The organism is Mesorhizobium kowhaii (assembly GCF_042431665.1).
In the GTDB taxonomy this organism is placed as follows: domain Bacteria; phylum Pseudomonadota; class Alphaproteobacteria; order Rhizobiales; family Rhizobiaceae; genus Mesorhizobium; species Mesorhizobium kowhaii.
Genome location: NZ_JBHLYT010000023.1, coordinates 59,348 through 85,520 on the forward strand (window position 1 = coordinate 59,348; position 26,173 = coordinate 85,520).

A 26,173-nucleotide genomic window follows, 5' to 3' on the forward strand; every position below is an offset into this window, starting at 1 on the left:
CCTCTGTCCTGCCGGACATCTCCCCCACTTGTGGGGAGATTGGCTGTCATCGATGATTTCGCCAATCGCCGACGTTGCAGGATGCCAGCTGACAGGCGCGAAGGCCGATCTCCCTCCTTGTGGGGGAGATGGCCGGCAGGCCAGAGGGGGGCGCGAAGGAATGCTTTCCGAGACAATTATCTGGAGCGCGCCATGAACATTCTCGACCGCTATCACGCCATGGAGTACGGCCCGGCGCCGGAAGCTCGCAACGAGGCCGACGCGTGGCTTGCGGCGCGCGATTTCGGCAAGGCGCTGTTCATCGGCGGCGACTGGAAAGCCGCTGCCGGCGGCAAGACCTTCGAGACCAGCGAGCCATCTTCCGGCAAACTGCTGGCCAAAGTGTCGGACGCCAATGCCGCCGACATCGATGCGGCCGTTTCCGCGGCCGCCAAGGCACTGCCGAAATGGTCGGCGTCTTCAGGCTACAGCCGAGCGAAAGTGCTCTATGCCATCGGCCGCGCCATGCAGCGCCACCAGCGCCTGTTCGCGGTGCTGGAATCGATCGACAACGGCAAGCCGATCCGCGAAAGCCGCGACATCGACGTGCCACTGGCCATCCGCCATTTCATCCACCATGCTGGCTGGGCGCAGGCGCTGGACAGGGATTTCCCCGGCCACAAAGGCGTCGGCGTCGTCGGCCAGATCATCCCATGGAATTTTCCGCTGCTGATGCTGGCCTGGAAGATCGCGCCGGCGCTCGCCGCTGGCTGCACCGTCGTGCTGAAGCCGGCCGAATTCACGCCGCTGACCGCCATCCTGTTTGCCGAGATCTGTGAACGTGCCGGCGTGCCGAAAGGTGTCGTCAACATCGTCCAGGGCGGCCCGGAGGCGGGTGCGGCCATCGTCAACCATCCCGGCATCCAGAAGATCGCCTTCACCGGCTCGTCGGAAGTCGGCAAGATCATCAGGAAAGCCACGGCGGGCTCAGGGAAAAAACTGTCCCTGGAGCTTGGCGGCAAGTCGGCCTTCATCGTCTTCGAGGATGCCGATCTCGACAGCGCCGTCGAAGGCCTGGTCGACGGCATCTGGTTCAACCAGGGCCAGGTCTGCTGCGCCGGTTCGCGGCTGCTGGTGCAGGAAGGTATCGCCGATGCCCTCATTGCCAAGGTCAAGACACGGATGAGCCGGCTGCGCGTCGGCAGCCCGCTCGACAAGAACACCGATATCGGGCCGCTGGTCGACGCCACACAGCTCGACCGCGTCAAGGGACTGGTCGCCGAAGGCGCCAGACAGGGCGCCGTCTGCTGGCAGCCGGACGCAGCACTACCGTCGTCGGGTTACTATCATCTGCCAACGCTGGCCACCGGTGTTTCGCCGGCTAACATCTTGGCCCAAGAGGAAGTATTCGGGCCGGTGCTGGCGACCATGACCTTCCGCAACACCGAGGAAGCGATAGAGCTTGCCAACAACACGCGCTATGGGCTGGCCGCCTCCGTGTGGAGCGAAAACGTCAACCTTGCCTTGCATGTCGCGCCGCAGTTGAAAGCCGGCGTCGTCTGGGTCAACGGCACCAACATGTTCGACGCCGCCTGCGGTTTCGGTGGCTACCGCGAGAGCGGCTTCGGCCGCGAAGGCGGGCGCGAAGGCATGTTCGAGTATCTTTCGGCAAAGCTGCCGCTTGGTCCGGTGATCAAGCCCGCAACAGTCTTGGCACAGCCGGCCGAGCAATCAGACGGCGATGCCATCGACCGCACGGCAAAGCTGTTCATCGGCGGCAAGCAGGTGCGGCCGGACGGCAATTACTCGCTGGCGGTTGCCACCGCCAAGGGCAAGCTCGCCGGCGAAGTCGGTCTCGGCAGCCGCAAGGATATCCGCGACGCCGTTTCGGCCGCCCGCGCCTGCAAGGCCTGGCCGGAGGCGACCGCCTACAACCGCTCGCAGGTGCTTTACTATCTGGCCGAGAACCTGTCCGGCCGTGCCGCCGAGTTTGCCGCCCGCCTCAACGAGCTGACCGGCGCTACGCCCAAGGCGGCGCGCGACGAGGTCGATCAGTCGATCGAGCGGCTGTTCCTCTATGCCGGTCTTGCCGACAAGTTCGAGGGCCGCGTGCACCAGCCGCCGGCCCGCGCCGTGACGCTGGCGCTGCATGAACCGGTCGGCGTCGTCGGCATTGTCGCACCCGACGCCTCGCCGCTGCTTGGCTTGATCTCGCTGGTCGCACCGGCCCTGGCCATGGGCAACACCGTGGTCGCCGTGCCGTCCGAGCGCTACCCGCTGCTCGCCACCGACCTCTACCAGGTCATCGAATATTCCGACGTTCCAGCCGGCGCCATCAACATCGTCACCGGCCGCACGGCTGAACTTGCCGGCGTGCTGGCCAAGCACGACGATGTCGACGGGCTCTGGGTGTTCGCCGATGCCGACACCTGCGGCAAGGCGGAGGCCGAATCGATCGGCAACCTCAAGCGCGTCTGGAGCGGCAACGGTCGTAGCCTCGACTGGGCGTCCGACGAAGCCGCCGGCGATGCCTTCCTGCGCCGCGCCATCGAGGTCAAGAACGTCTGGGTGCCTTACGGCGACTGATGGATGTCGCTTCCCAAAAGCATGCCTCGGGCTTGACCCGGGGGTGCGCAGCGGTTTGGGGCAACGACATGCACAAAACGCGCTTTGAGCCGTTTCGGCGCTGCTGCCGCGATGGTGATCGTGTTCGGGCTTGACGCCCGGATGCATGTTCTTTAACGAGAAAAAACATCTTTATCTGTGGGCTGACAAGCGCGCAGGCCGCATGATGGCGTCCGACTGGCCCATGACGCCCAGGCCGACTGCCGATAGACCCGGATGATCCCAAGCGGGCGAGGAGAAGAGCATGGCGGATCTGGCAGGCAAGGTCGTTGTCGTCACGGCAGCGGCGCAAGGCATCGGCAAGGCGAGCGCGCTGGCCTTCGCCAAGGCGGGTGCCGTCGTCCATGCCACCGACATCAACGAAGCGCTGCTGGCGGAACTCGCCAAGACGTCCGGCATCAAGACCCGCAAGCTCGATGTGCTCAATGATGAGGCCGTCAACGCCGCCTTTGCCGAGATCGGTGCTGTCGATGTGCTGTTCAACTGCGCCGGCTTCGTCCATTCCGGCTCGATCCTCGAGATGAAGGACGCCGATCTCGATTTCGCTTTCAACCTCAATGTCCGCGCCATGATCCGTACCATAAGGGCTGTGCTACCCGGCATGCTGGAGCGTGGCGACGGATCGATCATCAACATGTCGTCGGTCGCTGGCGCCGGCAAGGGCGTGCCGAACCGCTTCGCCTATGGCGTCACCAAGGCCGCAGTCATTGGCCTGACCAAGGCGATTGCCGCCGACTATGTCGGCAAGGGCATACGCTGCAACGCCATTTGCCCCGGCACGGTCGAAAGCCCGTCGCTGCAGGACCGCATGCACGCGCAAGGCGACTACGAAGCTGCCCGCGCCGCCTTCATCGCCCGCCAGCCAATGGGCCGGCTCGGCACGCCGGAGGAAATCGCCGATCTCGCCGTCTATCTGGCCGGCGCCACCTATACGTCCGGACAGGCCTATAATATCGACGGCGGCTGGTCGATCTGAACCATTCTGACTGAGGAGAGCATGACATGAAGCTGCTGCGCTATGGCGAGGCAGGGAGCGAACGCCCCGGCCTGCTCGATGCGGATGGAACGATCCGTGATCTCACCGGCCACGTCGCCGACATCGGCGGCAAGGCACTCGACCCGGCATCGCTGGCGGCGCTGGCCAAGCTCGATCCAAAGTCGCTGCCCTCGGTTTCCGGCAAGCCCCGTATCGGCGCCTGCGTCGCCGGCACCGGCAAGTTCATCTGCATCGGCCTCAACTATTCCGACCACGCCGCCGAGACCGGCGCCACCGTTCCGCCCGAGCCGATCATCTTCATGAAGGCAAGTTCGGCCATTGTCGGACCGGACGACGACGTGCTCATCCCGCGCGGCTCGGTCAAGACCGACTGGGAAGTCGAACTGGCCGTGGTCATCGGCAAGACCGCCAAATATGTCAGCGAAGCCGACGCGCTCGACTATGTCGCCGGCTATTGCGTTGCCCACGATGTCTCCGAGCGCGCCTTCCAGGCCGAGCGGCAGGGCCAGTGGACCAAGGGCAAGTCCTGCGACACGTTCGGCCCGATCGGTCCGTGGCTGGTGACCAAGGACGAAGTCGCCGACCCGCAGAACATCAAGATGTGGCTGACGGTCAACGGCAAGACGATGCAGAACGGCTCGACCAAGACCATGGTCTATGGCGTCGCCTACCTGGTGTCCTATCTCAGCCAGTTCATGTCGCTGCATCCCGGCGACATCATCTCGACCGGCACACCGCCCGGCGTCGGGCTGGGCATGAAGCCGCCGGTGTTCCTGAAGGCTGGCGATGTCGTCGAACTCGGTATCGAGGGCCTTGGTCAGCAGAAGCAGACGTTCAAGGCTGACGTGTAGGCGCCCAGTTGCTCCCCCCTTCTCCCCTTGTGGGGTGAGCAGCCGGTTCGCCCTGCGAAGCAGCGGGGACCCGGCAGGGTGGATCGGCCACCACCCGGCCCTTCGCAGGCTCAGGGCGTTCGAAGCTCAAAAAGCCAAGCAATTGGCTTTTGTCCGCTACGCGAACCGCTTCTCACCCCACAGGGGGAGAAGGGCCGTCAGCGCCCAGCTACTTCAGCACCTTCCCATCCGCACCAAATCGATACGTCTTCGCCGGGTCCGGCGTCGCATAGAGCGTGGCGCCAGGCTCGGCGTCGTAGACGCCGAAGATGCGTACGGTGATCAGCCCGGCCTTCTCGCAGTCGAGATAGAGGTTGGTGTCGGCGCCGAGATGCTCAGCGTGGACGACCGTGCCCTTCCAGGCGCCGGATTTCGGATCGACGGTCAGATGTTCCGGCCGCACGCCGATGGTCTTGGCCGTTTCGCCAAGGCGGGCGCCGTCGACGAAATTCATCTTCGGCGAGCCTATAAAGCCGGCGACGAACTCATTTGCCGGCGAATTGTAAAGCTCCATCGGCCCGCCGATCTGCTCGATCCGGCCGGCGTTCAACACCACGATCTTGTCGGCCAGCGTCATCGCCTCGACCTGGTCGTGGGTGACGTAGATCATCGTCGCTTTCAGCCGGCGGTGCAGCTGCGCGATTTCCAGCCGCGTGTTGACACGCAGCGCGGCATCAAGATTCGACAATGGCTCATCGAACAGGAACAGCTTGGGCTCGCGCACCACGGCGCGGCCGATGGCGACGCGCTGGCGCTGGCCGCCGGAGAGTTCCGCCGGCCGCCTTTCGAGATAGGGCTCCAGCGACAGCATCGACGAGGCAATGCCAATACGGCGGTCGATCTCGGCCCCCGGCGTGCCGGCCTGCTTGAGGCCGAGGCCCATATTGTTCTTCACCGTCAAATGCGGGTAGAGCGCATAGGTCTGGAACACCATGGCAATGCCGCGCTTGGCCGGCGGCGTGGCGGAAACGTCGTCGCCGTCGATGACCACCCGGCCCGAGGTCGAATCCTCCAACCCGGCGATGACCCTGAGCAAGGTCGACTTGCCGCAGCCCGAGGGGCCGACGAAGACGACGAATTCGCCGTCTGTCACCTCGAGGTTGATGCCCTTCAGCACCTCGACCGGCCCGAAGGCCTTCTTCACGTTCTCGATGTTCAGCGAGCCCACGGCTTCGTCCCTGTTCTAGAGTTTGATGGCGGCGCCGCTGCGCACGCTCTCGTCGGCGGCAAGGCAGACGGCGAGCGACTTCACCGCGTCGTCCATGTGTTTGGTGAGATCCAGATCCTCGCGGATCGCCTTCAGCACAAAGGCCTGTTCGAGATCGCAGAGGTCCTGATGACCGGGCTCGCCTGCCATCGACAGCATTTCGTCAGGCTTGGCGAATTTGCCGTCCGGACCGGTCGCCGCACTGTGCAGGCGGATGGTCGAGGTCTTGGTGTGGGTGTCGATGTCATCGGACTTGACACCCTCCTTCATGACGATCGACACGCAGCCGTTCGGCGAGATGACGTCCTTCACGAAGAAGGCTGTTTCCGAAATCATCGGCCCCCAGCCGGCTTCGTACCAGCCGACCGAACCGTCATCGAACAGCACCTGCAGATGGCCGTAATTGTACATCGACGGCGCGACCTCCTCGGTCAGTCGCACGCCCATGCCGCGCACCTCGACCGGCTTCGCGTCGGTGATCTGCAGCATCACGTCGAGATAATGCACGCCGCAGTCGACGATCGGCGACGTCGTCTGCATCAACTGCTTGTGCGTCCCCCAGGTATGGCCCGAGGATTGCTGGTTGAGGTTCATGCGGAACACGTAGGGGCCGCCGAGCTTGCGCGCTTCGGCGATCAGCCTGATCCAGGACGGGTGATGGCGCAGGATGTAGCCGATCACCAGCTTCTTGCCGTTGGCCTTGGCCGCCGCGACGACGCGCCTGGCATCAGCCACCGTCGTTGCCAGCGGCTTTTCGACAAAGACATGGCAACCGGCCTCGAACGCCTTCACCGCATAGTCGGCATGGCTGTCGGAATAGGTGGCGATGCAGGCGACATCGGGCTTTTCGTCGCGCAGCGCCTCGTCGAAGGAGCGCCTGATGCCATAGCCGGAAAGCCCGTCCGGCAGCGGCACGTCGGAGCGGTTGACCAGCGCGGCGATCTGGAAGCCCGGATTGGTGTGATAGGCCAGCGCATGGCTGCGGCCCATATTGCCAAGGCCGGCAACGACAACGCGAAGAGGTGTCTGCGAACTCACTTGACGGCTCCCGAGGTGATGCCGCGGATCAGCTGCCGCGAGAAGATAACGTAGAGGATCAGCACCGGCATGATCGCCAGCGACAGCGCGGCCAGGATGGCGTTCCAGTTGGTGACGAACTGGCCGAGGAACAATTGCGCGCCGAGCGTCACCGTCTTGGTCTCTTCCGACGGCGCCAGGATCAGCGGGAACCACAGATCGTTCCAGATCGGGATCATGGTGAAGACGGCGACGGTCGCCATCGACGGCCTGACCAGCGGCAGCACCAGCCGGAAGAAGATGGTGTATTCGGACAGGCCGTCGATGCGGCCGGCGTTCTTCAGGTCGTCGGACACCTGCTTCATGAACTCCGACAGGATGAAGACGGCGAGCGGCAGGCCTTGCGCGGTGTAGACCAGGATCAGCGCCGTCAGCGTGTTGACCAGCCCGCTCGCCACCATCAGCTGCAGGATGGCGACTGTGCCGAGGCGGATCGGGATCATGATGCCGAGCGCCAGATAGAGCCCCATCAGCGTGTTGCCGCGGAAGCGATACTCCGACAGCGCAAAGGCCGCCATGGCGCCGAACAGAAGCACGAAGAACAGCGAGGCAACGGTGACGACAAGGCTGTTCTGGAAATAGTGGATGAAGTCGCCCTGGCCGATGACGGTGGTGTAGCCGATCAGGTCGAATGTCCCGGGCGTCGGCGGCGTCAGCGGCGCGCCGAAGATGCCCGCGCGGGACTTGAACGAATTCATGATGACGAGGATCACCGGAAACAGCGCGATCGCCGTATAGGTCAACAGGATCGCGTGGGCGCCGATGGTGCGGGGCAGGGAATGGGTGGCGGTGCTCATCTCTTGCCCCCTCAGAACTGGTAGCGACGCAGGCGCGTCTGCACGAGGAAGAGATAGACGCAGACGCCGCCGAGGATGATCAGGAACATCATCGTGGCGATCGCAGCGCCCATGTTGGGGTCGCCGACCTGCAGCTGGAAGCCGAAGAAGGCGCGATAGAGGAACGTGCCGAGAATGTCGGTCGAATAGTTCGGCCCGGCGAGCGCGCCTTGCGCAGTGTAGATCAGGTCGAAGGCGTTGAAGTTGCCGACGAAGGTGAGGATCGAGATGATGCCGATCGACGGCAGGATCAGCGGCAGCTTGATCTTCCAGAACTGCGACATGCCGGTGATGCCGTCGCATTCGGCGGCCTCGATCACCTCTTCGGGGATCGACAGCAGCGCGGCATAGATCAGCATCATCGGGATGCCGACGAACTGCCACACCGAGATCAGGCTGAGCGCCGTCAGCGCGTATTCTTCCTTGCCGAGCCACGGCGTGAACAGGCTTTTCAGGCCGACGAGATCGAGCAGATGCGGCGCCACGCCCCACAGCGGCGACAGGATCAGCTTCCAGGCAAAGCCGACGATGACGAAGGACAGGATGGTCGGCACGAAGATTGCCGTACGGTAGAAGGCCGAGAACCTCAGTCTTGGGCTGGACAGTAGGGCCGCCAGCATCACGCCGATCGGGTTCTGCACCAGCATGTGGATGATGAAGAACCAGGTGTTGTTCCTCAGCGCGTTCCAGAAATTCACCGACCAGTTGGGGTCGCCGAACAGCGTGCGGAAGTTCTCCAGCCCGACGAAGACCTGGTGCTGCTCGATGTTGCGGAACAGCGACAGCTGCAGCGTGCCGGCCAGCGGCAGGATCATGATCGCCGTGTAGACAAGCAGCGCCGGCGCCAGGAAGACGCCAATGTGCCAGCGGAACGGTCGTTTCGGTCGTATTTCTGCGGCCATGAGTTCGGTCCCCGCCGTCTCTCGGATCCAAAGGGTGTGATCTAGATGATGCCTCGATGCACGGCCCTGATGTCCTTCCGATGCGGGAAGGACAAAGGCCTGCGACTGATCAGCTAGCCTTCCCCCACAAAGGAAGGGTAAGGCCGAGAGGCAGTGCCGACAATCGCTATCTGAACGGGCGCAATCTGAAAAACCAGGATAGTCCGAGACCGGCCAGGCATACGCCCGGCCGGCCTCGTTGCCTGAGCTCTTACTTCGCCGGCTTGTACCAGCTGTCGAGGCCGGTTTGCAGCTTCTTGGCGGCAGCTTCCGGGGTGTCGGTGCCGTTGATGACGTTGGCCGATTCAACCCACGTCTCGTTTTCGAGGTTCGGCGTGCCGCGCGACAGGATCTGGTAGGTCGAGCGGATCGTCGACTTGCACTTGCCGCGCCAGGAGACGAATTCCTGCGCCAGCGGGTCTTCCATCTTCACCGGCGCGGAGTTCAGGCTGAAGAAGCCCGGCAGCGCGTTGGCGTAGATGGTGGCGAAATCCGGCGAGGCGACCCAGGACAGGAAGGTCTTGGCCGCATCGGCGTTCTTCGATGCCGCATTCAGGCCCATGCCGATATCGGTATGGTCGGAGATGTAGCAGGTGTCGCCGGCCTTCTCGACCGGCGGCGGGAAGGCGCCCATCTTGAACTGGGCCTGGGTGTTGAACAGGCCGATTTCCCACGAGCCGGCCGGGTAGATGGCGGCGCGGCCAAGCGTGAACAGGTTCTGGCTGTCCGGATAGGTCTGCGCTTCGAAGCCGTCGCCGAGATACGGCTTCCACTTGGCCAGTTCCTCATACGGCGCGACCCAGTCCTTGTCGGTCAGCTTCTGGTCGCCCTTGATCAGGGCGGCGCGGCCGTCCTCGCCCTTCCAGTAGTTCGGGCCGATGTTCTGGTAGCCCATGGTCGCGGCTTCCCAGAGATCCTTGGTGCCCATCGCCATCGGGATGTAGGTGCCGTCGGCCTTGATCTTGTCGAGCGCGGCGAAGAACTCGTCGCGGGTCTGCGGCACCTTGATGCCGAGCTTGTCGAAGGCGTCCTTGTTGTAGATGAAGCCATGGATGACCGAGGCCATCGGCACGCAGAAGCTCGCCTTGCCGTCGTCGGTCTGCCAGGCGGACTTGGCCACTGGCGAGAAATTCTCCATGCCGGGCAGCGCCGAGAGGTCGGTGAGGTTGCCCTTCTTGAACAGTTCAAGCGACTTGTCGAACGGGCGGCAGGTGATCAGGTCGCCCGCCGAGCCGGCGGCAAGCTTGGCGCCAAGGGCGGCGTCATACTCGGTCGGCGCCGATGGAGCGAACACCACCTTGATGCCGGGGTTCTTGGCTTCGAAAGCCGGGATCAGCTTGTCCTTCCAGATGGCAAGGTCGTCGCCGCGCCAGCTTTCGATGTTGAGCGTTACGTCGCCGGCATAAGCAACCCCGGCTGAGCCGAGAATGCTGGTGCCCAGAAGCAGTGCCGTCAGTAGTTTCGTTGTCATGCTCAGTCTCCCTGTTGACCTTTTTCAGGTTCGGTTTTGATGAGAACAGGGGCAGTGCGCCCCTTGCTCCCCTCGATCGCGGAAAGCGCCGGCCTCAGCTTCTGGCCGGTTCCTTCCAGCAGTTTCTCCGCCGCATCTGCGCTGTCGGCGCCGGCGGCGAGCAGAATGGCGGTCTTGACCGCGCCGCCGCTCTTTTCGAGCAGGCGGGCCGCTTCGTCCCTGCCGCGCCCGCTGACGGCGGCGACGATGCGCGCCGCGCGGTCGCGCAGCTTGATGTTGTCGGCCATCAGGTTGACCATGTAGCCGTCATGCACATGGCCGAGATGGACGGCGGTCAGCGTCGACAGCATGTTGAGCGCGATCTTCTGGGCAGTGCCCGCGCCCATGCGCGTCGAACCGGCGATCAGTTCCGGCGGCGTTTCGAGCAGGATGGCGGTTTGCGCCTGCCGCAGCAGAGCCGAGTCCCTGTTGTTGGCGATGCCGATGGTGGCAGCCCCGCGACGGGCGGCTTCCTCGATGGCCCGCACCGCATAGGGCGTCGTGCCGCTGGCGGATATGGCGATCAGGCAGTCGCCCTCGCCGATGCCGGCATTGATGACGGCTGTTGCGGCCTCCTCGGTATCGTCTTCCGGCCCGCCGGCCAGTGTCCGGAAGGCTTCGTCGCCGCCGGCGATCAGGATGGCGATGCGGTCGCGGTGAATGCCGAAGGTGCCGGGCAATTCAAGCGCATCGGCCAGCGCCATCAGGCCGGAACTGCCGGCCGCGGCATAGGCAAGCTTGCCGCCGCCCCTCAGCCTGGCCGCGATGATCTCGGCCGCCCTGGCGATTGCGGGAATGGCATTGCGCACGACCTTTGCGGCCTCGATCTGCGCATCGGCCAAAGAAGAAAGGATGGCGTCCGGGGTCTGGATATCCAGCCCCTCGGCATTCTGGTGAAGCGCTTCGGTGCGCGTTTCGGCCATCCCGGTTCCTCCAATTCGGAAAACAATACCAAAAAAATACCACTTGTCCACACGCATTAACGAATTCGCTGACCGGAAATCGCTGAGCCGGCGAAATGCATAGGCTTTTCAATAAAATACGGCTTAATCTTTTTGAAACGGAAATTAATCCTTGGCTATTGGTATTTTATTGGTATTATCCGCCCGGAGGAGAAATCGCGTGAATTTCGTGCTCGGTATCGATGGCGGCGGCACCAGCTGCAGGGCCGCCCTGGCAACTGCGGATGGCACTGTTGTTGGCCGCGCCAAGAGCGGCGCCGCCAACATCCGCACCGACCTGACCGGCGCCCGGTCGAACATCGTCGAGGCCGCGAGGCAGGCGTTCCTTGCCGCCGGACAGGATCCGGAACTGATCCCGCAGACACCGGCCATCCTCGGCCTCGCCGGCGCCAATGTCGGCACCTACCGGCAGCAGCTCGAGGCCATCCTGCCGTTCAGCATCAGCCGCGTCGAGACCGACGCCGAGATCGCGCTTGAAGGGGCTGTCGGCGCCGGCGACGGCGCCATGGCGATCCTCGGCACCGGCACCGCCTATATGGCACGCAAGAACGGCAAATCGCGCGCCATCGGTGGCTGGGGGTTTCAAGTCGGCGACCAGGGCAGCGGCGCCCGCATCGGCCGCGACCTGCTCGAACAGACGCTGCTTGCCTATGACGGCGTCCGCGAGGGTTCGCCCCTGACGCAGAGCATGCTGGCGGTTTTCCGCAACAATCCCGAGGACGTGGTCGAATTCACCACCAATGCCAAGCCCGGCGATTTCGGCGGCTTCGCGCCCAAGGTGTTCGAGCATGCCGAAAAGGGCGACAGCGTCGCCAACTGGATTTTGAACAGGGTGGTCGCCGATGTCGAAGCTGCGCTTGGCGCGCTCGATCTTGCGGACGACGCGCCGCTGTGCCTGCTCGGCGGGCTGGCGCCGCTTTACGCGCCACGCCTGTCGGCGCGCTACCGGGCACTGCTGAAGCCACCGCTCGATGATGCGCTGGGCGGCGCCGTGCAGATGGCGACCCGCCTTTTTGCTGAGACAGCGGAGGCGGCTCGATGAACGATGCCGCCGACCAGATCTTCGCCACGCTGAAACAGTCGTCGCAAAGCGGCGCGCCGCTTTATCTGCAACTGCGCAAGAGCATCGAGGACGCCGTCAATCGCGGCCTGATCGGCCCCGGCGACGCGCTACCTTCCGAGCGCGACATCGCCAGCAAGGCGGATATTTCGCGCGTCACTGTACGCAAGGCGGTGCAGGACCTGGTCAAGGGCGGCATCCTGGTGCAACGCCACGGCTCCGGCACGTTCGTGGCGCCGCGCATGGAGCGCGTCGAGCAATCGCTGTCGAGGCTGACCTCCTTTACCGAGGACATGGCGCGGCGCGGCATGGCGGTGCGTTCGGCCTGGCTCGACCGCGGCCTTTACGCGCCCTCACCCGACGAGATGATGGTGCTCGGCCTGTCGTCGAACGAACTTGTGGCGCGGGTGGCGCGCCTGCGCATCGCTAACGACACGCCGCTGGCGATCGAACGCGCCTCGCTGTCGGCCAGCGTGCTGCCCGACCCGGCGGGAATAGGCTCCTCGCTCTATGCGGCGCTGGAATTGACCGGCAACCGGCCGGTGCGGGCGGTGCAGCGCATCTCCGCCGCCAATCTCGGCGACGGCGACGCGCGCCTGCTCGAAGTGCCGCCAGGCATCGCCGGCCTGCACATCGAACGCATTTCCTATCTGGCGAGCGGCAAGGTGATCGAATTCACCCGTTCCATCTACAGGGGCGACGCCTATGATTTCGTCGCCGAACTGCGGCTGACAGGGCCGAGCGAAGAGGGCCGACCATGAGTACAGAGCCGACCATGTCGACTGAGCCGACCATGTCGACTGAGATGACCCATATGCGGCGCGAGATCGAGGAGATCCCGCTGGCCGTCGCCCGCCTGCTTGACGGCTCCGGCGCCGTCCTGACCGAAGCCGGGCGCGGCATCCGCGAACGCGACCCGCAGTTCGTCGTCACCGTGGCGCGCGGTTCGTCCGACCATGCCGCCACCTTCATGAAATATGCCGTCGAGCTGACCGCCGGCCTGGCCGTCGCTTCGGTCGGTCCCTCGATCGCCTCGATCTATGGAGCCGAGCTCAGGCTCGGCGGCTCGGCCTGCCTGGCGATCTCGCAGTCGGGCAAGAGCCCCGACATCGTCGCCATGGCCGAAACCGCGCGGTCCGGTGGCGCGCTGACCATCGCCATCACCAACACCGCCGATTCGCCGCTGGCGCGCGCCTCGGACTATGCGATCGATATCCTGGCCGGGCCGGAGCGCAGCGTGGCGGCGACCAAGACCTTCATCAATTCCGCCGTCGCCGGCCTCGCCCTGATGGCGCATGCCACTGGCGACGAAGCGCTGCTGGCTGCACTTTTCGAATTGCCCGAGCATTTCCGCAAGGCGATCGCCTGCGACTGGATGACGGTGCTGTCCGAAACGATCGAGAAGCAGAAATCGCTGTTCATCCTCGGCCGCGGCCCGTCGGCGGCGATGGCCAACGAGGCGGCGCTGAAGTTCAAGGAAACCTGCGGCATGCATGCCGAGGCCTACAGCGCGGCCGAAGTCATGCATGGCCCGCTGGCGCTGATCGGCCCGGACTTTCCGGTGCTGGCGCTGGCCGCGCGTGACGCATCGGAGCCATCCGTCGCCGAGGCCGCCGACAGCCTGGCGGCCAAGGGCGCACCGGTCTTCGTTACCTCCGCACTTGCCCAGCGCGCCGTGCGCCTGCCGCATGTCGCCACCGGCCATCCGCTGACCGATCCGCTGACGCTGATCGTCTCCTTCTACATGTTCGTCGAGGCCTTTGCCCGCCATCGCGGCCTCGATCCGGACACGCCGCGCAATCTTCGCAAGGTGACGGAGACCGTATGAGCGACCGCTTTGCCCTGACTGGCGCCCGCATTTTCGACGGCGACGACTGGCATGACGGCCACGCGCTTGTGGTGCGCGATGGCCTCGTCGAGGCCATTTTGCCCGCCGGTGCCATCCCCTCTGATATTCGCACGGTAGACACCGGCGGCGGCATGCTGGCGCCGGGCTTTGTCGACGTCCAGGTCAATGGCGGCGGCGGCGTCATGCTCAACGACCACCCCGATGTCGCCTCGCTTGAAACCATCTGCCGGGCGCATGCGCCCTTCGGCACCACGGCGCTGCTGGCGACATTGATCACCGATACGCCCGCCATCACCGCCGCCGCTGTCGCCGCCGGCGAAGCAGCGACGCTGCAGAAGCTGCCGGGTTTCCTCGGTCTGCATCTCGAAGGCCCGCATCTGTCGATCGCCCGCAAGGGCGCGCATGATCCGGCGCTGATCCGGCCGATGCTTGACGCCGACCAGGCGATGCTGATCGCGGCGCGGCAGAAACTGCCGGTGCTGCTCACCACCATTGCACCGGAATCCGTCGAACCGGCGCGTGTCTCGGCGCTGACCAAGGCCGGCATCATCGTCAGCCTCGGCCATTCCGACACCGGCTACGCCACGGCCAGCGCCTTTGCCGCGGCCGGCGCCTCGATGGTCACCCATCTGTTCAACGCGATGAGCCAGATCGGCAACCGCGAGCCCGGGCTGGCGGGTGCGGCCATCGATATCGGCTCCTTGTCCGCCGGCATCATCGCCGACGGCATCCATGTCGATCCCGCCACCATCAAGATCGCGCTGCGGGCCAAGCAGGGACCGGCCCGGATCGTGCTGGTCAGCGACGCCATGGCGACGATCGGTACCGACATGACCTCGTTCACGCTCAACGGCCGCACCATCTATCGCAGGGATGGCAGCCTGCGGCTCGCCGACGGCACGCTGGCGGGTGCGGATCTCGACATGATCTCGGCCGTGCGCTTCATCCACCGCGTCGTCGGGGTGGAGCTTTCCGAGGCCTTGCGCATGGCCTCGCTCTATCCGGCGCAAGCGATCGGCCAGTCGCACCGGCTCGGGCGCTTCGCCAACGGCACGGCGGCCGATATCATTGCGCTGTCTGACGATCTCGACATCAGAAACGTCTGGATCAGCGGCGAAAGAGTTTTTTCAGCTGATAGCGCGAGGTGATGTCAGGCCATGCATGACGTCGATTGCGTCATTGCGGGAGCAGGTGTCGTCGGGCTCGCCATCGCCAGGGCGCTTGCCTTGTCGGGCCGCGAGGTGCTGGTGGTCGAACAGGCCGGCGCGATCGGCACCGTCACCAGTTCACGCAATTCCGAAGTCATCCATGCCGGACTCTATTATGCGCCAGGAAGCCTGAAAGCCCGGCTCTGCGTCGAAGGCCGCGCGCGGCTCTACGCCTATTGCCGCGAGCACAATGTTGCCCATGCCCGCACCGGCAAGCTGATCGTCGCCGTCGAACCCGACCAGTTGGAAAGGCTGGGCGCGATCCGGGCCAACGCGCAAAGTTGCGGGGTCGGCGATCTCGAAGTTTTGACACGGGCACAAGCCGAAAGCCTCGAACCCGCGCTGCAATGCGCCGGCGCGTTGTTGTCGCCATCGACCGGCATCATCGACAGCCAGGCACTGATGCTGTCGCTGCGCGGCGACGCCGAGGCCGCCGGTGCATCCTTCGCCTTCCTCACATCCGTTGCCGGAGCGGCGATCGAAGCCGATGGGATCCGGATCGACACGCGCGATGCCGATGGCGAGAGCTTCGCCCTGCGGGCCGGCGCCTTGGTCAACGCCGCGGGCCTCGATGCGCAGGCGCTCGCCAGCCGCATCGAAGGCTTTCCGCAAGACCGTGTCCCGCCGCGATGGCTGGCGCGCGGCAACTATTTTTCCCTCTCCGGACGGTCGCCCTTCTCGCGATTGATCTATCCCGTGCCGGTTCATGGCGGCCTCGGCGTTCATCTGACCCTCGATCTTGCCGGCAGCGCGCGTTTTGGCCCGGATGTCGAATGGATCGACAGCGTGGATTATACGGTCGATCCCACCCGTGGTGAGGCCTTCTACGACGAGATCAGGCGCTATTGGCCCGATCTTGCCGACGGCGCCCTGCAGCCGGCCTATGCCGGCGTCCGGCCGAAACTGTCCGGCCCGGGCCAGCCGGCGGCCGACTTCATGATCCAGGGACCGGCCGACCATGGCGCCGGCCCGATCGTCAATTTGTTCGGCATCGAAAGTCCCGGCCTGACGTCAAGCCTGGCGATCGCCGAGCATGTCGTGGAGCTGTTGTACCCGGGCTGACGAAACGCCTGCGCACTTCCAGCCCTAGGATGTGTAGAGACCCTTGTAGGCATCGCGCAAAAGATTCTTCTGCACCTTGCCCATGGTGTTGCGCGGCAGTTCGTCGACGAAGATCACCCGTTTCGGGTGTTTGTATTTTGCGACGCGTTCAGCGATGGCGCCGAGAATTTCGGCTCCGGTGATGTTCGATGCCGGCGACCGCACGACGACAGCGGTGACGCCTTCGCCGAAATCCGGATGGGCAACGCCGATGACGGCGCTTTCGCTGACCCCGTCAAGCGCGTCGATCTCGCTTTCGAGCTCCTTCGGATAGATGTTGTAGCCGCCGGAAATGATCAGGTCCTTGCCGCGGCCGACAATGTGGACGTAGCCGTCGGCGTCGACGATGCCGAGATCGCCGGTAATGAAGAAGCCGTCGGCGCGGAATTCCGCTTTGGTCTTCTCCGGCATGCGCCAATAGCCGCCGAAGACGTTCGGACCCTTGACCTCGATCATGCCGACCTCGCCCTGGGCAAGCGGCCTGCCATTGTCGGGATCGGCGATGCGAAGCGCTACGCCCGGTAAGGGGAAGCCGACCGTACCGGCGCGCCGTTCGCCGTCATAGGGGTTCGAGGTGTTCATGTTGGTCTCGGTCATGCCGTAGCGTTCGAGGATCGCGTGGCCGGTGCGCGCGCGCCAGGCCTTGTGCGTCTCGGCCAGCAGCGGCGCCGAACCGGAGATGAACACGCGGATATTTTTTGCCGCCTGACGATCCAGCCCATCCTGCTGCAGCAGGCGCACGTAGAAGGTCGGCACGCCCATCAGAGCGGTGGCGCGCGGCAGCAGCGAGACGATGCGGGCCGGATCGAATTTCTGCTCGAACAGCATCGAGGCGCCGGCCATCAGGATGACGTTGGTGGCGACGAACAGGCCATGGGTGTGGAAGATCGGCAGCGCGTGGATCAGCACGTCGTCGGCCGTGAAATGCCAGTGGTCGACCAGCACCCGCGCGTTCGAAGCGAGGTTCTCGTGGCTGAGCATGGCACCTTTCGAGCGGCCGGTCGTTCCCGAGGTGTAGAGGATCGCCGCGAGATCGTCCCCGCCGCGCGCCACATCATGGAAGTCCGCCGGCAGCCGCGAGGCCTGATCCGTCAGGGATCCCTCGCCATTGCGACCGAGCGTGACGGTGATAGCGCCCGATTTTTCCGCCAGTGCGCCGATGTCGGCCGCTCTGGCCGGATCGCAGACGACCAGGCGTGGTGCCGCATCGCTGAAGAAGTACTCCAGCTCGGCCAGTGTGTAGGCGGTGTTGAGCGGCAGGAAGACGGCACCGGCACGCAGGCAGGCGAGATAGAGCAGGACGGCTTCGGGACTCTTCTCGACCTGAACGGCGACCCGGTCACCGGGCTCGACATCCAGTTGCAAGAGCGCATGCGCGAGCTGCGCCGATCGCGCCAGCATATCGCCATAGGTGAGCGAGCGGCCGTCATCGGTTTCCATCAGCAGGCGCCCGGGCGCCGGCATCCGGGAACGGAACGCGTCGAACAGATGGTTGCTCATAAAGTCTTCCTGGGGGTGGCGGAAACGGCGGCGCTGGGCATGCTTTTCGAGTGGCATGCATTGGCGGAGAGCGTTCGCGGTTCTTGGCCGCGCCGTCAAGACCGCGGTTCACCCGTCGCGCCAACGGGTTGCGAGCAATGGCCGCAAAAGACTGCCGGGAAACGACGCTACCGCCGGGCGCGTTCCGCCTTGCCGGCGGCCGCCTTTGGACCTTCGCCTCGCTGGAAGCGTTCCATGCACATGGCAGCGGTCAACTGGTAGTGATTGATCAGTGCTTCAACGGCACCGTCGGCATTGCCGTCCAGCGCACATTCGGCGATCAGCCGATGCTCGCCGAAATCGTCGCGCTTGACGCTTTCGCCGTCACTTGCCATTTGCCGGTAGCGATAGGCGTGATCGGAAAGCTGTTCGCAGAACCCCACCAGCCATTGCGACCGGCAGGCCGAAATCAGGACCCGATGGAAGATGCGATGCAACCTCTCCCAATCCGGATTGAGCGAAGAGAGATCCTGCGGCGAAAGACGTGACGCACGCCCCAGGCGATGCAGCGCCAGTACGAGCTGTTCTTCCCATTCGGCGGTGCGGTGCGCGATGGATTCGCGAAGCGCCCGCTCCTCAAGCCAGCAGCGAGTACGCGTCAGCTCCTCGAGCTCCTCCGCGCTGACCGGCATGATGAAGAAGCCGCGCTGGTCGTGCCGGCCGAGAAGCCCCTCCGAGGCGAGGCGGTTGAGAGCCTCGCGGACAGGGGAAGCGCCAGCCCCATATTTGGAAACCACCCATTCGACCCGCAGCTTGCTCTCGGCTTCAAGAACTCCACCCAGAAGATCATCCCGCAATTGGTGATAGACCGTGCTGGCAAGCGTGCTCTTGTGCCCTGCGCCGTCGTCGTTCAGATTGGCAGCTCCGTATGTCAAAGCGACTCCTTGTCCCCAAATTATGTTTGGGCAATTCGAGTCCGAAGCATCCCCCTTCGTACACGTACCATATCGCGTCTGGCCTCAGAGGCTCAAGCAGAAGATCGCGCTATTGTACTTAAGCACAAAGGAATATACGGCATTTTGCCGTTCAGCGATGCAAATTCGCGTATTTCTGCAACCTTCGGAAACTTAACATGTTTTGTATGCACGCAGAATCATCTGTTCTTGTGTGCACGCGCGATTGTCTTTTCTATCGCGCGCAAAGGAGGATCTACGCAGACCCTCATCGGGGCTCGATGCTTCGCGAATCAGATCCGGACGGACCGTGCTCGGCACGAGAGCCGCTTGGCCAGTCTGAGGGCTTAAGGATGGGATGAACGCCGTGGGTTAGCCGGCTGCGTTGTCTGCAGCCGTCCTGATCGCCTGAATGTTTTGCCGGTAGGCGTCGACGCTGCCGCCCTTGAAGATCGCGGCGCCCGCCACCAGCACGTCGGCGCCGGCGGCAGTGACCAGCGGCGCGGTTTCGGCTGACACACCGCCATCGATCTCGATGCGGATCGGCCGGCTGCCGATCAGCGCCTTGACCCGCTTCACCTTGTCGACGATCGCCGGAATGAAGGCCTGGCCGCCGAAGCCGGGATTGACGGTCATGATCAGGATCAGATCGAGCCGGTCGAGCACATATTCGACCGCACTTTCCGGCGTTGCCGGATTGAGCGACACGCCGACCTTCTTGCCAAGGTTCCTGATGGTCTGCAGCGAGCGGTCGAGATGCGGCCCGGCCTCGGCATGCACCGTCAAGCCGTCGCAACCGGCCTCGGCGAAGGCGGCCAGATAGGGGTCGGCCGGCGCGATCATCAGATGGCAGTCGAAGAAGGCCTTGGTGCGGTTGCGGATCGCCTTGATCACCGGCGGGCCAAAGGTGATGTTGGGGACGAAATGCCCGTCCATCACATCAAGGTGGATCCAGTCGGCGCCGGCCGCCACCACCGCTTCGACTTCGTCGCCGAGCCTGGAAAAATCCGACGCCAGCACCGATGGTGCGATCAAGGTCTTTTTGCTCATGGGTGCGGCCTTTCCGAGCGCCCTTTTCATCCGGCCACTCTATCGACTGCCTAATGCGCCACAGGGGACTTGTCGAGTGCGCAGGCGGGTGGCTGCACAGGCTGGCGCGACGCCGCAACGTCCCGCTCCTGTTGGCCCAGCCCAGTTACCCCGATCCAAACAAAAACCCACCGGATTGCTCCGGCGGGTTCTGGCCTGTGTCGCGCAGACGGTTACGGCTTGACGTTCTGGATGTTTCCAGCCGGATCGTCCTGCTGTTGCTGGTCGCTTTGCGTCTTGCGCCGCGGAAGCAGCTGCTGCAGGACGTTCGGGTTCAGCAGGCCCGGTTCCAACGACGGTTGCCGGATCGGCCTGCAGTTTGGATAGCGCCCGATCGTGCCTTGCGGGCAGCGCCGCTTGATGATCGGCTGGCACTGGCCATTGATCATCTGCGAGCCCGGTGCGCACTCCTCCACCTGCGGCCTGGATCTGCGGCATGCGCCGTCGATCACCTCGGTCCCGCGCGGACAGACACACTCACCGCGCTTGTTGTGGACCTGGCCGCGTATGTCGCACTGCTGCACTGGCGGCTGTTTGCGCCGGCAGGCATTGCCTTGCACCTCGGTACCCCTCGGGCAGACACAATTGCCGTTGGCGTCGTGGATCTGGCCACGGATGGTGCACTGCTCGGGCTTCGGCCGGATCGGTCGGCAGGCATTGTCCCTGACTTCCGTACCCCTCGGGCAGACGCAATCGCCGTCCGAGTTGTGGACCTGACCGCGGATGGCGCACTGCTCAGGCTTTGGCCGGATCGGACGACAGGCATTGCCCCTGACTTCAGTACCCTTCGGGCAGACACAATCGCCATCGGCATTGTGGACCTGGCCACGGATCGTGCACTGCTCGGGCTTCGGCCGGATCGGACGGCAGGCATTGTCCCTGACTTCCGTACCCCTCGGGCAGACGCAATCGCCGTCCGAGTTGTGGACCTGACCGCGGATGGTGCATTGGTCAGGCTTGTCGGTCTTGACGCATTTTCCGTTCTCAAGCCCGGTTCCGCGTGGGCAGACGCAACGCCCGTCCTCGGTGCGGATCTGTCCTTCGAGCAGCACGCAGGGCTTCGGCTTTGGCTCGACGATGACACCACCGCCGGGCGAGCACTGGCCGTTGCGGAAGGTGGTGCCTGCCGGGCAGACGCACCGGCCGGCGTCGTTCAGGACGAAGCCTTGCGAGCACTCGTTCTTCACCTCATGCGTGATGATGAAGGGGTGGCAGGCATAGGCCTTGCCGCGATCGCCCTGCACTTTGGCCTGGTCGCCGGGGAGCACGTCGCCGCCTTGCACCCTTGTGTCGGGAGACAGGACGCCGATGCAGTTCTGGCCGTTGACGTTGCCCCGCAGATTGGCCAGTCGGCCGTCGTCGGGAATGACCACGGTGACCTGGTGTGCCTGGCTTTCCCCGGCGCCGAGCGTCAGGTTGGCGATGCAGGACAGCGGCAAGGTCGCCGGCTCCGGCGAGCAGCCGAAGGGCGGATCGATCGAGGTGATCGCAACGCCGTCCAGCCTGCCAAGGCCCTCCACGCCGATCGCATCACCGATGCGAACCGGACCGGAGAAGGGGCTCGTCCCATCGTTCGTGATGGTGATCTCGAACGTGCAGGGTTGGCCGAGCTTGCATTCGCGGTCGCCGGTCTTTTCGACGCGGATGGTCGAAGAGCCGCCGCCCTTGGCGCAGGCCTGGCCGATCGGATAGACGACGTCGTCGCCCGGGGCCGGACCATACGAACCCCGCGCGCAGTTCTCGAACTCGCCGTTCGCCGAAACCGTCACGTCGAAGTGGCGGCTGGTTCCAGGTGTCATGACGGCACCGGGAATCTGGCACGACAGCGCATTGGCCGGAACCGGTCCGCACGCCCATTCCGCGCCGTCGGGAGTGACGGTCTGGATCTGGACGGGCGCGCCGCCCGCCACCAGCGTGGCGGCGTCGTTGACCCGCACCGGACCGGTGGGGGCAGCCGTGCCGGCATTGATGACGGTGATGCGGCAAGAGACGACCGCAGCACCGGCCAGCGAGCCGCTGCACACCTTGGTGATGCGCAGGGCGGGCTTTCCGCCATTGGGGTGACGGATGCGTTCCTTGGCGCAGGCCCTGTTGTTGGTGAGGTCGTTTTCACCAGGAATGGCCTTCACCTCGGCGCAGTTCTCCACCGTGTCGGACTGATAGCCGGCCGGCATGACCGCCTTGACGAAGATCGGCGTCGAGGCGCCCGGTGCGAGCGAGATGCCCGCATTGTCGCAGCGGAACTGGCCGGGGCCGGTCGGTCCGCAGGTCCATGGCGGGGTCGGGCCAAAGGTCGAGGAGGTCGGCGCGCCGCCGGGATAGCTGTCGATCACCGTCAGCGGCCCATTGTAGGTGAAGGTGCCGTTGTTGATGATGTCGATCACGAAGGTGCAGATGCCGTCGGCCGTGCAGACTTCGGTGCGGGCACGCTTCTTCAGGATCAGGTCAACCTTCTTGTCGACCGGTGGCTGGCAGTCGCGATCACGATCGCCACGCCGGCAGATCGGGATCGAGGCGCAGCCGCGATCGTTCGACTGGCTGCCGAACAGCGGCTTGCCGCTGGCCGCGTAATTATAGGCGGCGCAGTTGCGCAGGACGCTGCCTTGCCAGCCGCCAGCCGGCTTGAAGCCGAGCTTGAGGTCGACGAAGGCTCCCGGATTGAGCGTGGTCACCGGATAGGTGCACGTCATCGGGGTGGTGCCGGGCACGCAGACCCAGGGCGGATTGGGCCCTGAATCCAGCGTCGAGCCGGCCGGCAGCGTCACCTCGTTGAGCACGATCTTGCCGTGGTAGGCACCGGTGCCGACATTGGTGACCCTGATGGTGAAGTCGCAGCCGCCGCCCATCGTGCAACGCTGGACTTCGGCGCGCTTTTCAACCTTGAGGTCCGGTTCCTTGTCCTTGGGCGGGCATCTCTGGTCGCGCGGGATGACGATGTCGATGGTCTGCGTGCAGCACAGGCCCCAGCCTTCCTCCGGGCCGGCATAGGTTTCGATGCCGGTGACGATGAGGTGGATGACGTCGCCGGGTGAAGCGCCGACGATCTTCCAGTTGAGCACGCCGCCGCCCGCCGGCACCAATTGGGTGTCGGGGATGATGGTGATGCCGGGTGTCGTCGTCGAAACCTGCACCCACTTGCCGCCCATCTCCGGGCCGACCGGCATGTGGTAGATGAAGGCGCCGCCACCGGGCACGCAATCAACCGTGCCGCGTTCCACCTTGAAGCATTCCTTGCCGGGAGGTGGCGGTGGCGGATTGCACTTGGTGACGTCGATCTTGATCGAGGTCTTTTCCCCGGTCTTGAAGTCGCCGTCGTCGGGCCTGCTCGGATCCTGCGACGGGATGATGATGCCGGTGCCGGGTCCATTGGTCACCTTGATCATGCCCTGGTTGTCGACGATCGTTGGCGAGGGAAACGCCGCGTGATCGATCTTGGCCGTGATCTGGAAGGTGATTACGCGCTCGTTGGGAGCGCCGACGCCGTCGAGATCGGAGGCGGAAATCCGGAAATCGGAAACCGTCGCCGTGTCGTTCGGATTTGCCGAGGTGCTGATTGTACCACCCGGCAGTGGTCCACCGGCCGCATCCGTGCCGTCGCCGGACACATTGACGTTGACGATCTCAAGGCCATGCGGAAGCTGGTCCTTGAAGTCGAGCCGGGCTTTTTTCAGTCTTGCCGCGAAGCCTGGGTCGGCAAAACCCTGCGGGTCGCCGCGCAAGCCGAAGCTCAGGGAATAGACGACATAGTCGCAGCCTCTCTGAGTGCCCTTCTTGGTGAAGAAAGGCACGACCCGGCCCGGTTCCGGATTGATGATGCGCGGATTATCGAGGTCGAGTCTGGGCTCCGTAATGACGGTGTAGACCTCAGCGGCGAAGCCTTGCACCGGGGTCAAGGTGGCGACCGCGATACCGGCCGCCATCAGCCAGCGCGCGCCGCGCCTGGCGAGTGACAGGGGTTTCATGATCGTCTCCAAAACGGTTGACTGCTTGACGGTTGACTGGTTGCTCGTTGCGAGCGGGGAAAGTGCGAGATTTTTCATCTTCCCCTCCTCAACGTTCGCAGCTGACGGCTGGGGTTCTGAGCGGCAAAGTCATCTTGCAGCAAGGGTAGTAGCCACCCTTGTCCTTGTCGGACTTCCTGTAGAAGCAGAGCCCGACATCGACTGTGTCGCCCGGATAGTGGCCGGTGATGCCGATCGTGTATGGCGTGCCGGGCGCATGCGACATGGGGGAAGTCACCCCGACGCCTGGCGTCCTGGACTGGGCCTTGATCGAATCGCCGCCGAAGCCGGCATGGTCATGGAGATAGAGATCGGCCTCGAGGCCGGAGGGCGTGCAGTAGTACTGGACGTCCTCGACATCGAGACAGGGAGGCAGATTGCCGGGCGGTGGGAAGTCCGGCGGATAGAAGGGTGGCAGGTAGCCGCCCGGGATTTCTTCATAATAGCCGGCGCGGCCTTCACAGGGATGCCAGACCGCGACGTCGCCGACGTGGCCTTCCACTTCGGGGTCTTCGAAATAGCCGTCGAAGTCGACGAACCAGGAGCCGAAGGGCGGCACGTTGGCTGGCTTGACCAGCTCCTTGGGCGTGATCTGCACGCCGTGCACGGCGAGCGGCCCGCCAGCGGCGAGCTGCTCGGCGAGCGCCGGATTGTTGCGCAGCTTGTCGCCGGTGTTGACCAGCGTCTGCGTGCAGACCGAGGTGTCGAGATTGCCATCGGCATCATAGCCATATTGCAGGTCGAGACCGCCGGCCGACTGCCGGTTGCCTTGCGGGAAGCCGACGGCATATTCCTGCGGCACTTCGACCCAGACCGATTCCGTCGCCGGATCGTCCGGGTTCTCGCGCCAGTAGCGGATGACCTCGCCCTTGCCGGAATCGGCGAACTGACTGTAATCATAGCGGTTTTCGACCGGGCCGCGCTGCGCCAGATACATGAAGCCGCTGTTGTCGAAGGCGATGTCGGTGACGGCGTAGTCCTTGTCGGCCTTGACGGTCAGTTCCCAGCGCGGGTCGCCGGCAAAGGTGCCGTCGCGGGCAATGCCCACCGACCAGATTTCCGACTTTTCGCCGACCGAATAATAGAGCCGGCCGCCATGATAGGAGACGCCCCAGATGCGGCGCTCGTCCTGCGTGTAGCCCCAGCTGTCGGGGTCTTCGCTATCGAAGGCCGCGCCCTGTATGTCCATCACCGAACCATCGTCGGCGACCGGAGCCAGCCCGTGCGCCGGACGCCCGGCAACGCCATGGTCGAAGCTGTCGATCAGCCTGCCTTCGGCGTCGATGCGATGGATCAGGCCGGTGTCGAGGTCGGAGACGAAGAACTGGCGGTGGATGGGATCGAAGGTGAGATTGCCGATGCCGGGACCGCTGTTGGTGTCGATGTCGGCAAACTTGGAGACCTGGCCGGTGATGCCGTCGATCTTCCAGATGGTGCCCGGCCCGCCACCGTTTTCGGTGCCGAACTGGCCATCCATGAAGGTAGCGCCGGCCGTGCCGCGGCGCTGCCGCTCCGGCCTTCCATCGTCGTCGGCATCGGGGGTGACGATGCGGATGCCGTGCAGCGAGGTGGCGCCGGCATAGAGATTGGGAACGCCCGACGGGACACCGTCGCGCACGCCGTCGTCATAGGTGAGGCCGAACACCTGGCCGATCTGTTCGGCCGTCACCTCGAAGGGCGGCGGCGTGAAGACGAGCTGGCCGGCGGCCGGCCCGCCGAGATGTGAGACGTCGAACACGCGCAAGGTGGCGCGCGTCGTGTCGATGAAGGTTTCGTCGACCGGATCGACGCCGGGCGGCAGGCCTTCGTCGAAATGGGGAATGATGGTACCGGAAAATCCGGTTACCGCCATCGAGCCGGGATAGATGATCTGGGTGTCCTGCGCCTGCGCGGCGCTACCCAGCCACAGGCCGGCAGTGAGTGCCAGCGCCAGCAATCCGCTCGGATGCATGGCGCGGCGCAGGCCGCTGTTGAGAGAAGACACGAACGTGCCGCGGACGCGAGACATGAAGCTACCCCCGTTAGCCACGGGAGAAACATCCGGCGTTACCGCGCAAACCAGGGCAAGGCGCGGTGGTCCGGCACGTTCTTCCCTGATCGAATTGTCTGCTTTCCTCATTTTGACGATACGCCTGCTCTTACGCAGGGTCAACGGAATCAGCAGGAAGCCCAGCGCATCGACCCCGTCCCGAAGGCGGTGGTCGCGCCGAGCTCCTGTTGTTCCCGGAGACCGCAGAGCCTCTGGGTTAATGGTCATGGGGGCTTCCTTTCCGGGCCGCACCATGCGGCACCTGGACATCAGTCGCAGGCGGACGTGGAAAGGTTCATGGAAGCCTTGCGCAGAATGCTTGCGCGCGATGCTGCCTGTTCTTATATACGCGCCAAGCCGTTCGGCGCCGGTATGCCGGT

The 26,173-nt window shown here is 64.6% G+C and carries 19 protein-coding genes; 8 read left to right on the top strand and 11 right to left on the bottom strand.

All coding sequences use genetic code 11. The features are described from left to right. Positions 1-192 precede the first annotated feature (192 nt). From ACFFNA_RS15735 to ACFFNA_RS15745, 3 genes are all read left to right on the top strand, one after another. Positions 193-2,565: an aldehyde dehydrogenase family protein gene (locus ACFFNA_RS15735; protein ID WP_378919611.1), complete on the top strand. Its 2,373-nt coding sequence runs from the start codon at positions 193-195 to the stop codon at positions 2,563-2,565. A 283-nt stretch (positions 2,566-2,848) separates the two neighbouring features. Next, a complete protein-coding gene (locus ACFFNA_RS15740) occupies positions 2,849-3,580 on the top strand; it encodes an SDR family oxidoreductase (protein WP_111545299.1) in 732 nt (243 codons plus the stop codon). Positions 3,581-3,606: 26 nt separating this feature from the next. Beyond that, positions 3,607-4,452, top strand: coding sequence for a fumarylacetoacetate hydrolase family protein (locus ACFFNA_RS15745; RefSeq protein ID WP_378919613.1), 846 nt, complete (start codon positions 3,607-3,609; stop codon positions 4,450-4,452). 208 nt (positions 4,453-4,660) lie between these two features. On the opposite strand, the gene ACFFNA_RS15750 is transcribed toward ACFFNA_RS15745, so the two are convergent. The 6 genes from ACFFNA_RS15750 to ACFFNA_RS15775 all read right to left on the bottom strand — a co-directional run bounded on the left by ACFFNA_RS15750 (position 4,661) and on the right by ACFFNA_RS15775 (position 10,985). Further along, complete coding sequence (locus tag ACFFNA_RS15750; protein ID WP_378919615.1) at positions 4,661-5,659, bottom strand: ABC transporter ATP-binding protein; 999 nt, start codon at positions 5,657-5,659, stop codon at positions 4,661-4,663. Positions 5,660-5,674: 15 nt separating this feature from the next. After that, positions 5,675-6,736 carry a Gfo/Idh/MocA family protein gene (locus ACFFNA_RS15755; protein ID WP_378919617.1) on the bottom strand — a complete coding sequence of 354 codons (1,062 nt, stop codon included), beginning with the start codon at positions 6,734-6,736 and terminating at the stop codon, positions 5,675-5,677. Next, the gene (locus ACFFNA_RS15760) at positions 6,733-7,572 is read right to left on the bottom strand and encodes a carbohydrate ABC transporter permease (protein WP_378919619.1); all 840 of its coding nucleotides are present in this window, start codon (positions 7,570-7,572) and stop codon (positions 6,733-6,735) included. Before ACFFNA_RS15760 ends, ACFFNA_RS15755 begins: the two co-directional genes overlap by 4 nt. Before the next feature lie 11 nt (positions 7,573-7,583). Then, the gene (locus ACFFNA_RS15765) at positions 7,584-8,513 is read right to left on the bottom strand and encodes a carbohydrate ABC transporter permease (RefSeq protein ID WP_378919621.1); all 930 of its coding nucleotides are present in this window, start codon (positions 8,511-8,513) and stop codon (positions 7,584-7,586) included. Between the two features lie 250 nt (positions 8,514-8,763). Beyond that, positions 8,764-10,023, bottom strand: coding sequence for an ABC transporter substrate-binding protein (locus ACFFNA_RS15770; RefSeq protein ID WP_378919623.1), 1,260 nt, complete (start codon positions 10,021-10,023; stop codon positions 8,764-8,766). A gap of 2 nt (positions 10,024-10,025) precedes the next feature. Beyond that, positions 10,026-10,985, bottom strand: coding sequence for an N-acetylmuramic acid 6-phosphate etherase (locus ACFFNA_RS15775; RefSeq protein WP_378919625.1), 960 nt, complete (start codon positions 10,983-10,985; stop codon positions 10,026-10,028). Positions 10,986-11,184: 199 nt separating this feature from the next. On the opposite strand from ACFFNA_RS15775, the gene ACFFNA_RS15780 reads away from it, so the two are divergent. Genes ACFFNA_RS15780 through ACFFNA_RS15800 form a run of 5 tightly spaced genes read left to right on the top strand, consistent with a single transcriptional unit; the run spans position 11,185 to position 16,203 of the window. Next, the gene (locus tag ACFFNA_RS15780; RefSeq protein ID WP_378919627.1) at positions 11,185-12,066 is read left to right on the top strand and encodes a glucosamine kinase nucleotide-binding domain-containing protein; all 882 of its coding nucleotides are present in this window, start codon (positions 11,185-11,187) and stop codon (positions 12,064-12,066) included. Continuing rightward, the gene (locus tag ACFFNA_RS15785) at positions 12,063-12,845 is read left to right on the top strand and encodes a GntR family transcriptional regulator (RefSeq protein ID WP_111545308.1); all 783 of its coding nucleotides are present in this window, start codon (positions 12,063-12,065) and stop codon (positions 12,843-12,845) included. The genes ACFFNA_RS15780 and ACFFNA_RS15785 overlap by 4 nt, the downstream gene beginning before the upstream one ends. Before the next feature lie 32 nt (positions 12,846-12,877). Then, a complete protein-coding gene (locus ACFFNA_RS15790; protein WP_167458538.1) occupies positions 12,878-13,912 on the top strand; it encodes an SIS domain-containing protein in 1,035 nt (344 codons plus the stop codon). Then, positions 13,909-15,081: an N-acetylglucosamine-6-phosphate deacetylase gene (nagA, locus tag ACFFNA_RS15795; RefSeq protein WP_378919629.1), complete on the top strand. Its 1,173-nt coding sequence runs from the start codon at positions 13,909-13,911 to the stop codon at positions 15,079-15,081. The genes ACFFNA_RS15790 and nagA overlap by 4 nt, the downstream gene beginning before the upstream one ends. A gap of 9 nt (positions 15,082-15,090) precedes the next feature. Beyond that, positions 15,091-16,203, top strand: a complete 1,113-nt coding sequence (locus ACFFNA_RS15800) for an NAD(P)/FAD-dependent oxidoreductase (protein ID WP_378919631.1) — start codon at positions 15,091-15,093, stop codon at positions 16,201-16,203. A 24-nt stretch (positions 16,204-16,227) separates the two neighbouring features. On the opposite strand, the gene ACFFNA_RS15805 is transcribed toward ACFFNA_RS15800, so the two are convergent. The 5 genes from ACFFNA_RS15805 to ACFFNA_RS15825 form a co-directional block, all read right to left on the bottom strand. Next, a complete protein-coding gene (locus tag ACFFNA_RS15805; protein WP_378919633.1) occupies positions 16,228-17,742 on the bottom strand; it encodes a malonate--CoA ligase in 1,515 nt (504 codons plus the stop codon). A 167-nt stretch (positions 17,743-17,909) separates the two neighbouring features. Continuing rightward, entirely contained in the window at positions 17,910-18,656 is a 747-nt protein-coding gene (locus ACFFNA_RS15810; protein ID WP_378919635.1) for a GntR family transcriptional regulator, read from the bottom strand. 390 nt (positions 18,657-19,046) lie between these two features. Further along, the gene (rpe, locus tag ACFFNA_RS15815) at positions 19,047-19,724 is read right to left on the bottom strand and encodes a ribulose-phosphate 3-epimerase (protein ID WP_378919637.1); all 678 of its coding nucleotides are present in this window, start codon (positions 19,722-19,724) and stop codon (positions 19,047-19,049) included. A gap of 212 nt (positions 19,725-19,936) precedes the next feature. Then, on the bottom strand, positions 19,937-23,803 hold the full coding sequence (locus tag ACFFNA_RS15820) for a DUF7929 domain-containing protein (protein WP_378919639.1): 3,867 nt from the start codon (positions 23,801-23,803) through the stop codon (positions 19,937-19,939). 10 nt (positions 23,804-23,813) lie between these two features. Further along, on the bottom strand, positions 23,814-26,048 hold the full coding sequence (locus tag ACFFNA_RS15825) for an NHL repeat-containing protein (RefSeq protein ID WP_378919641.1): 2,235 nt from the start codon (positions 26,046-26,048) through the stop codon (positions 23,814-23,816). Positions 26,049-26,173: the final 125 nt, after the last annotated feature.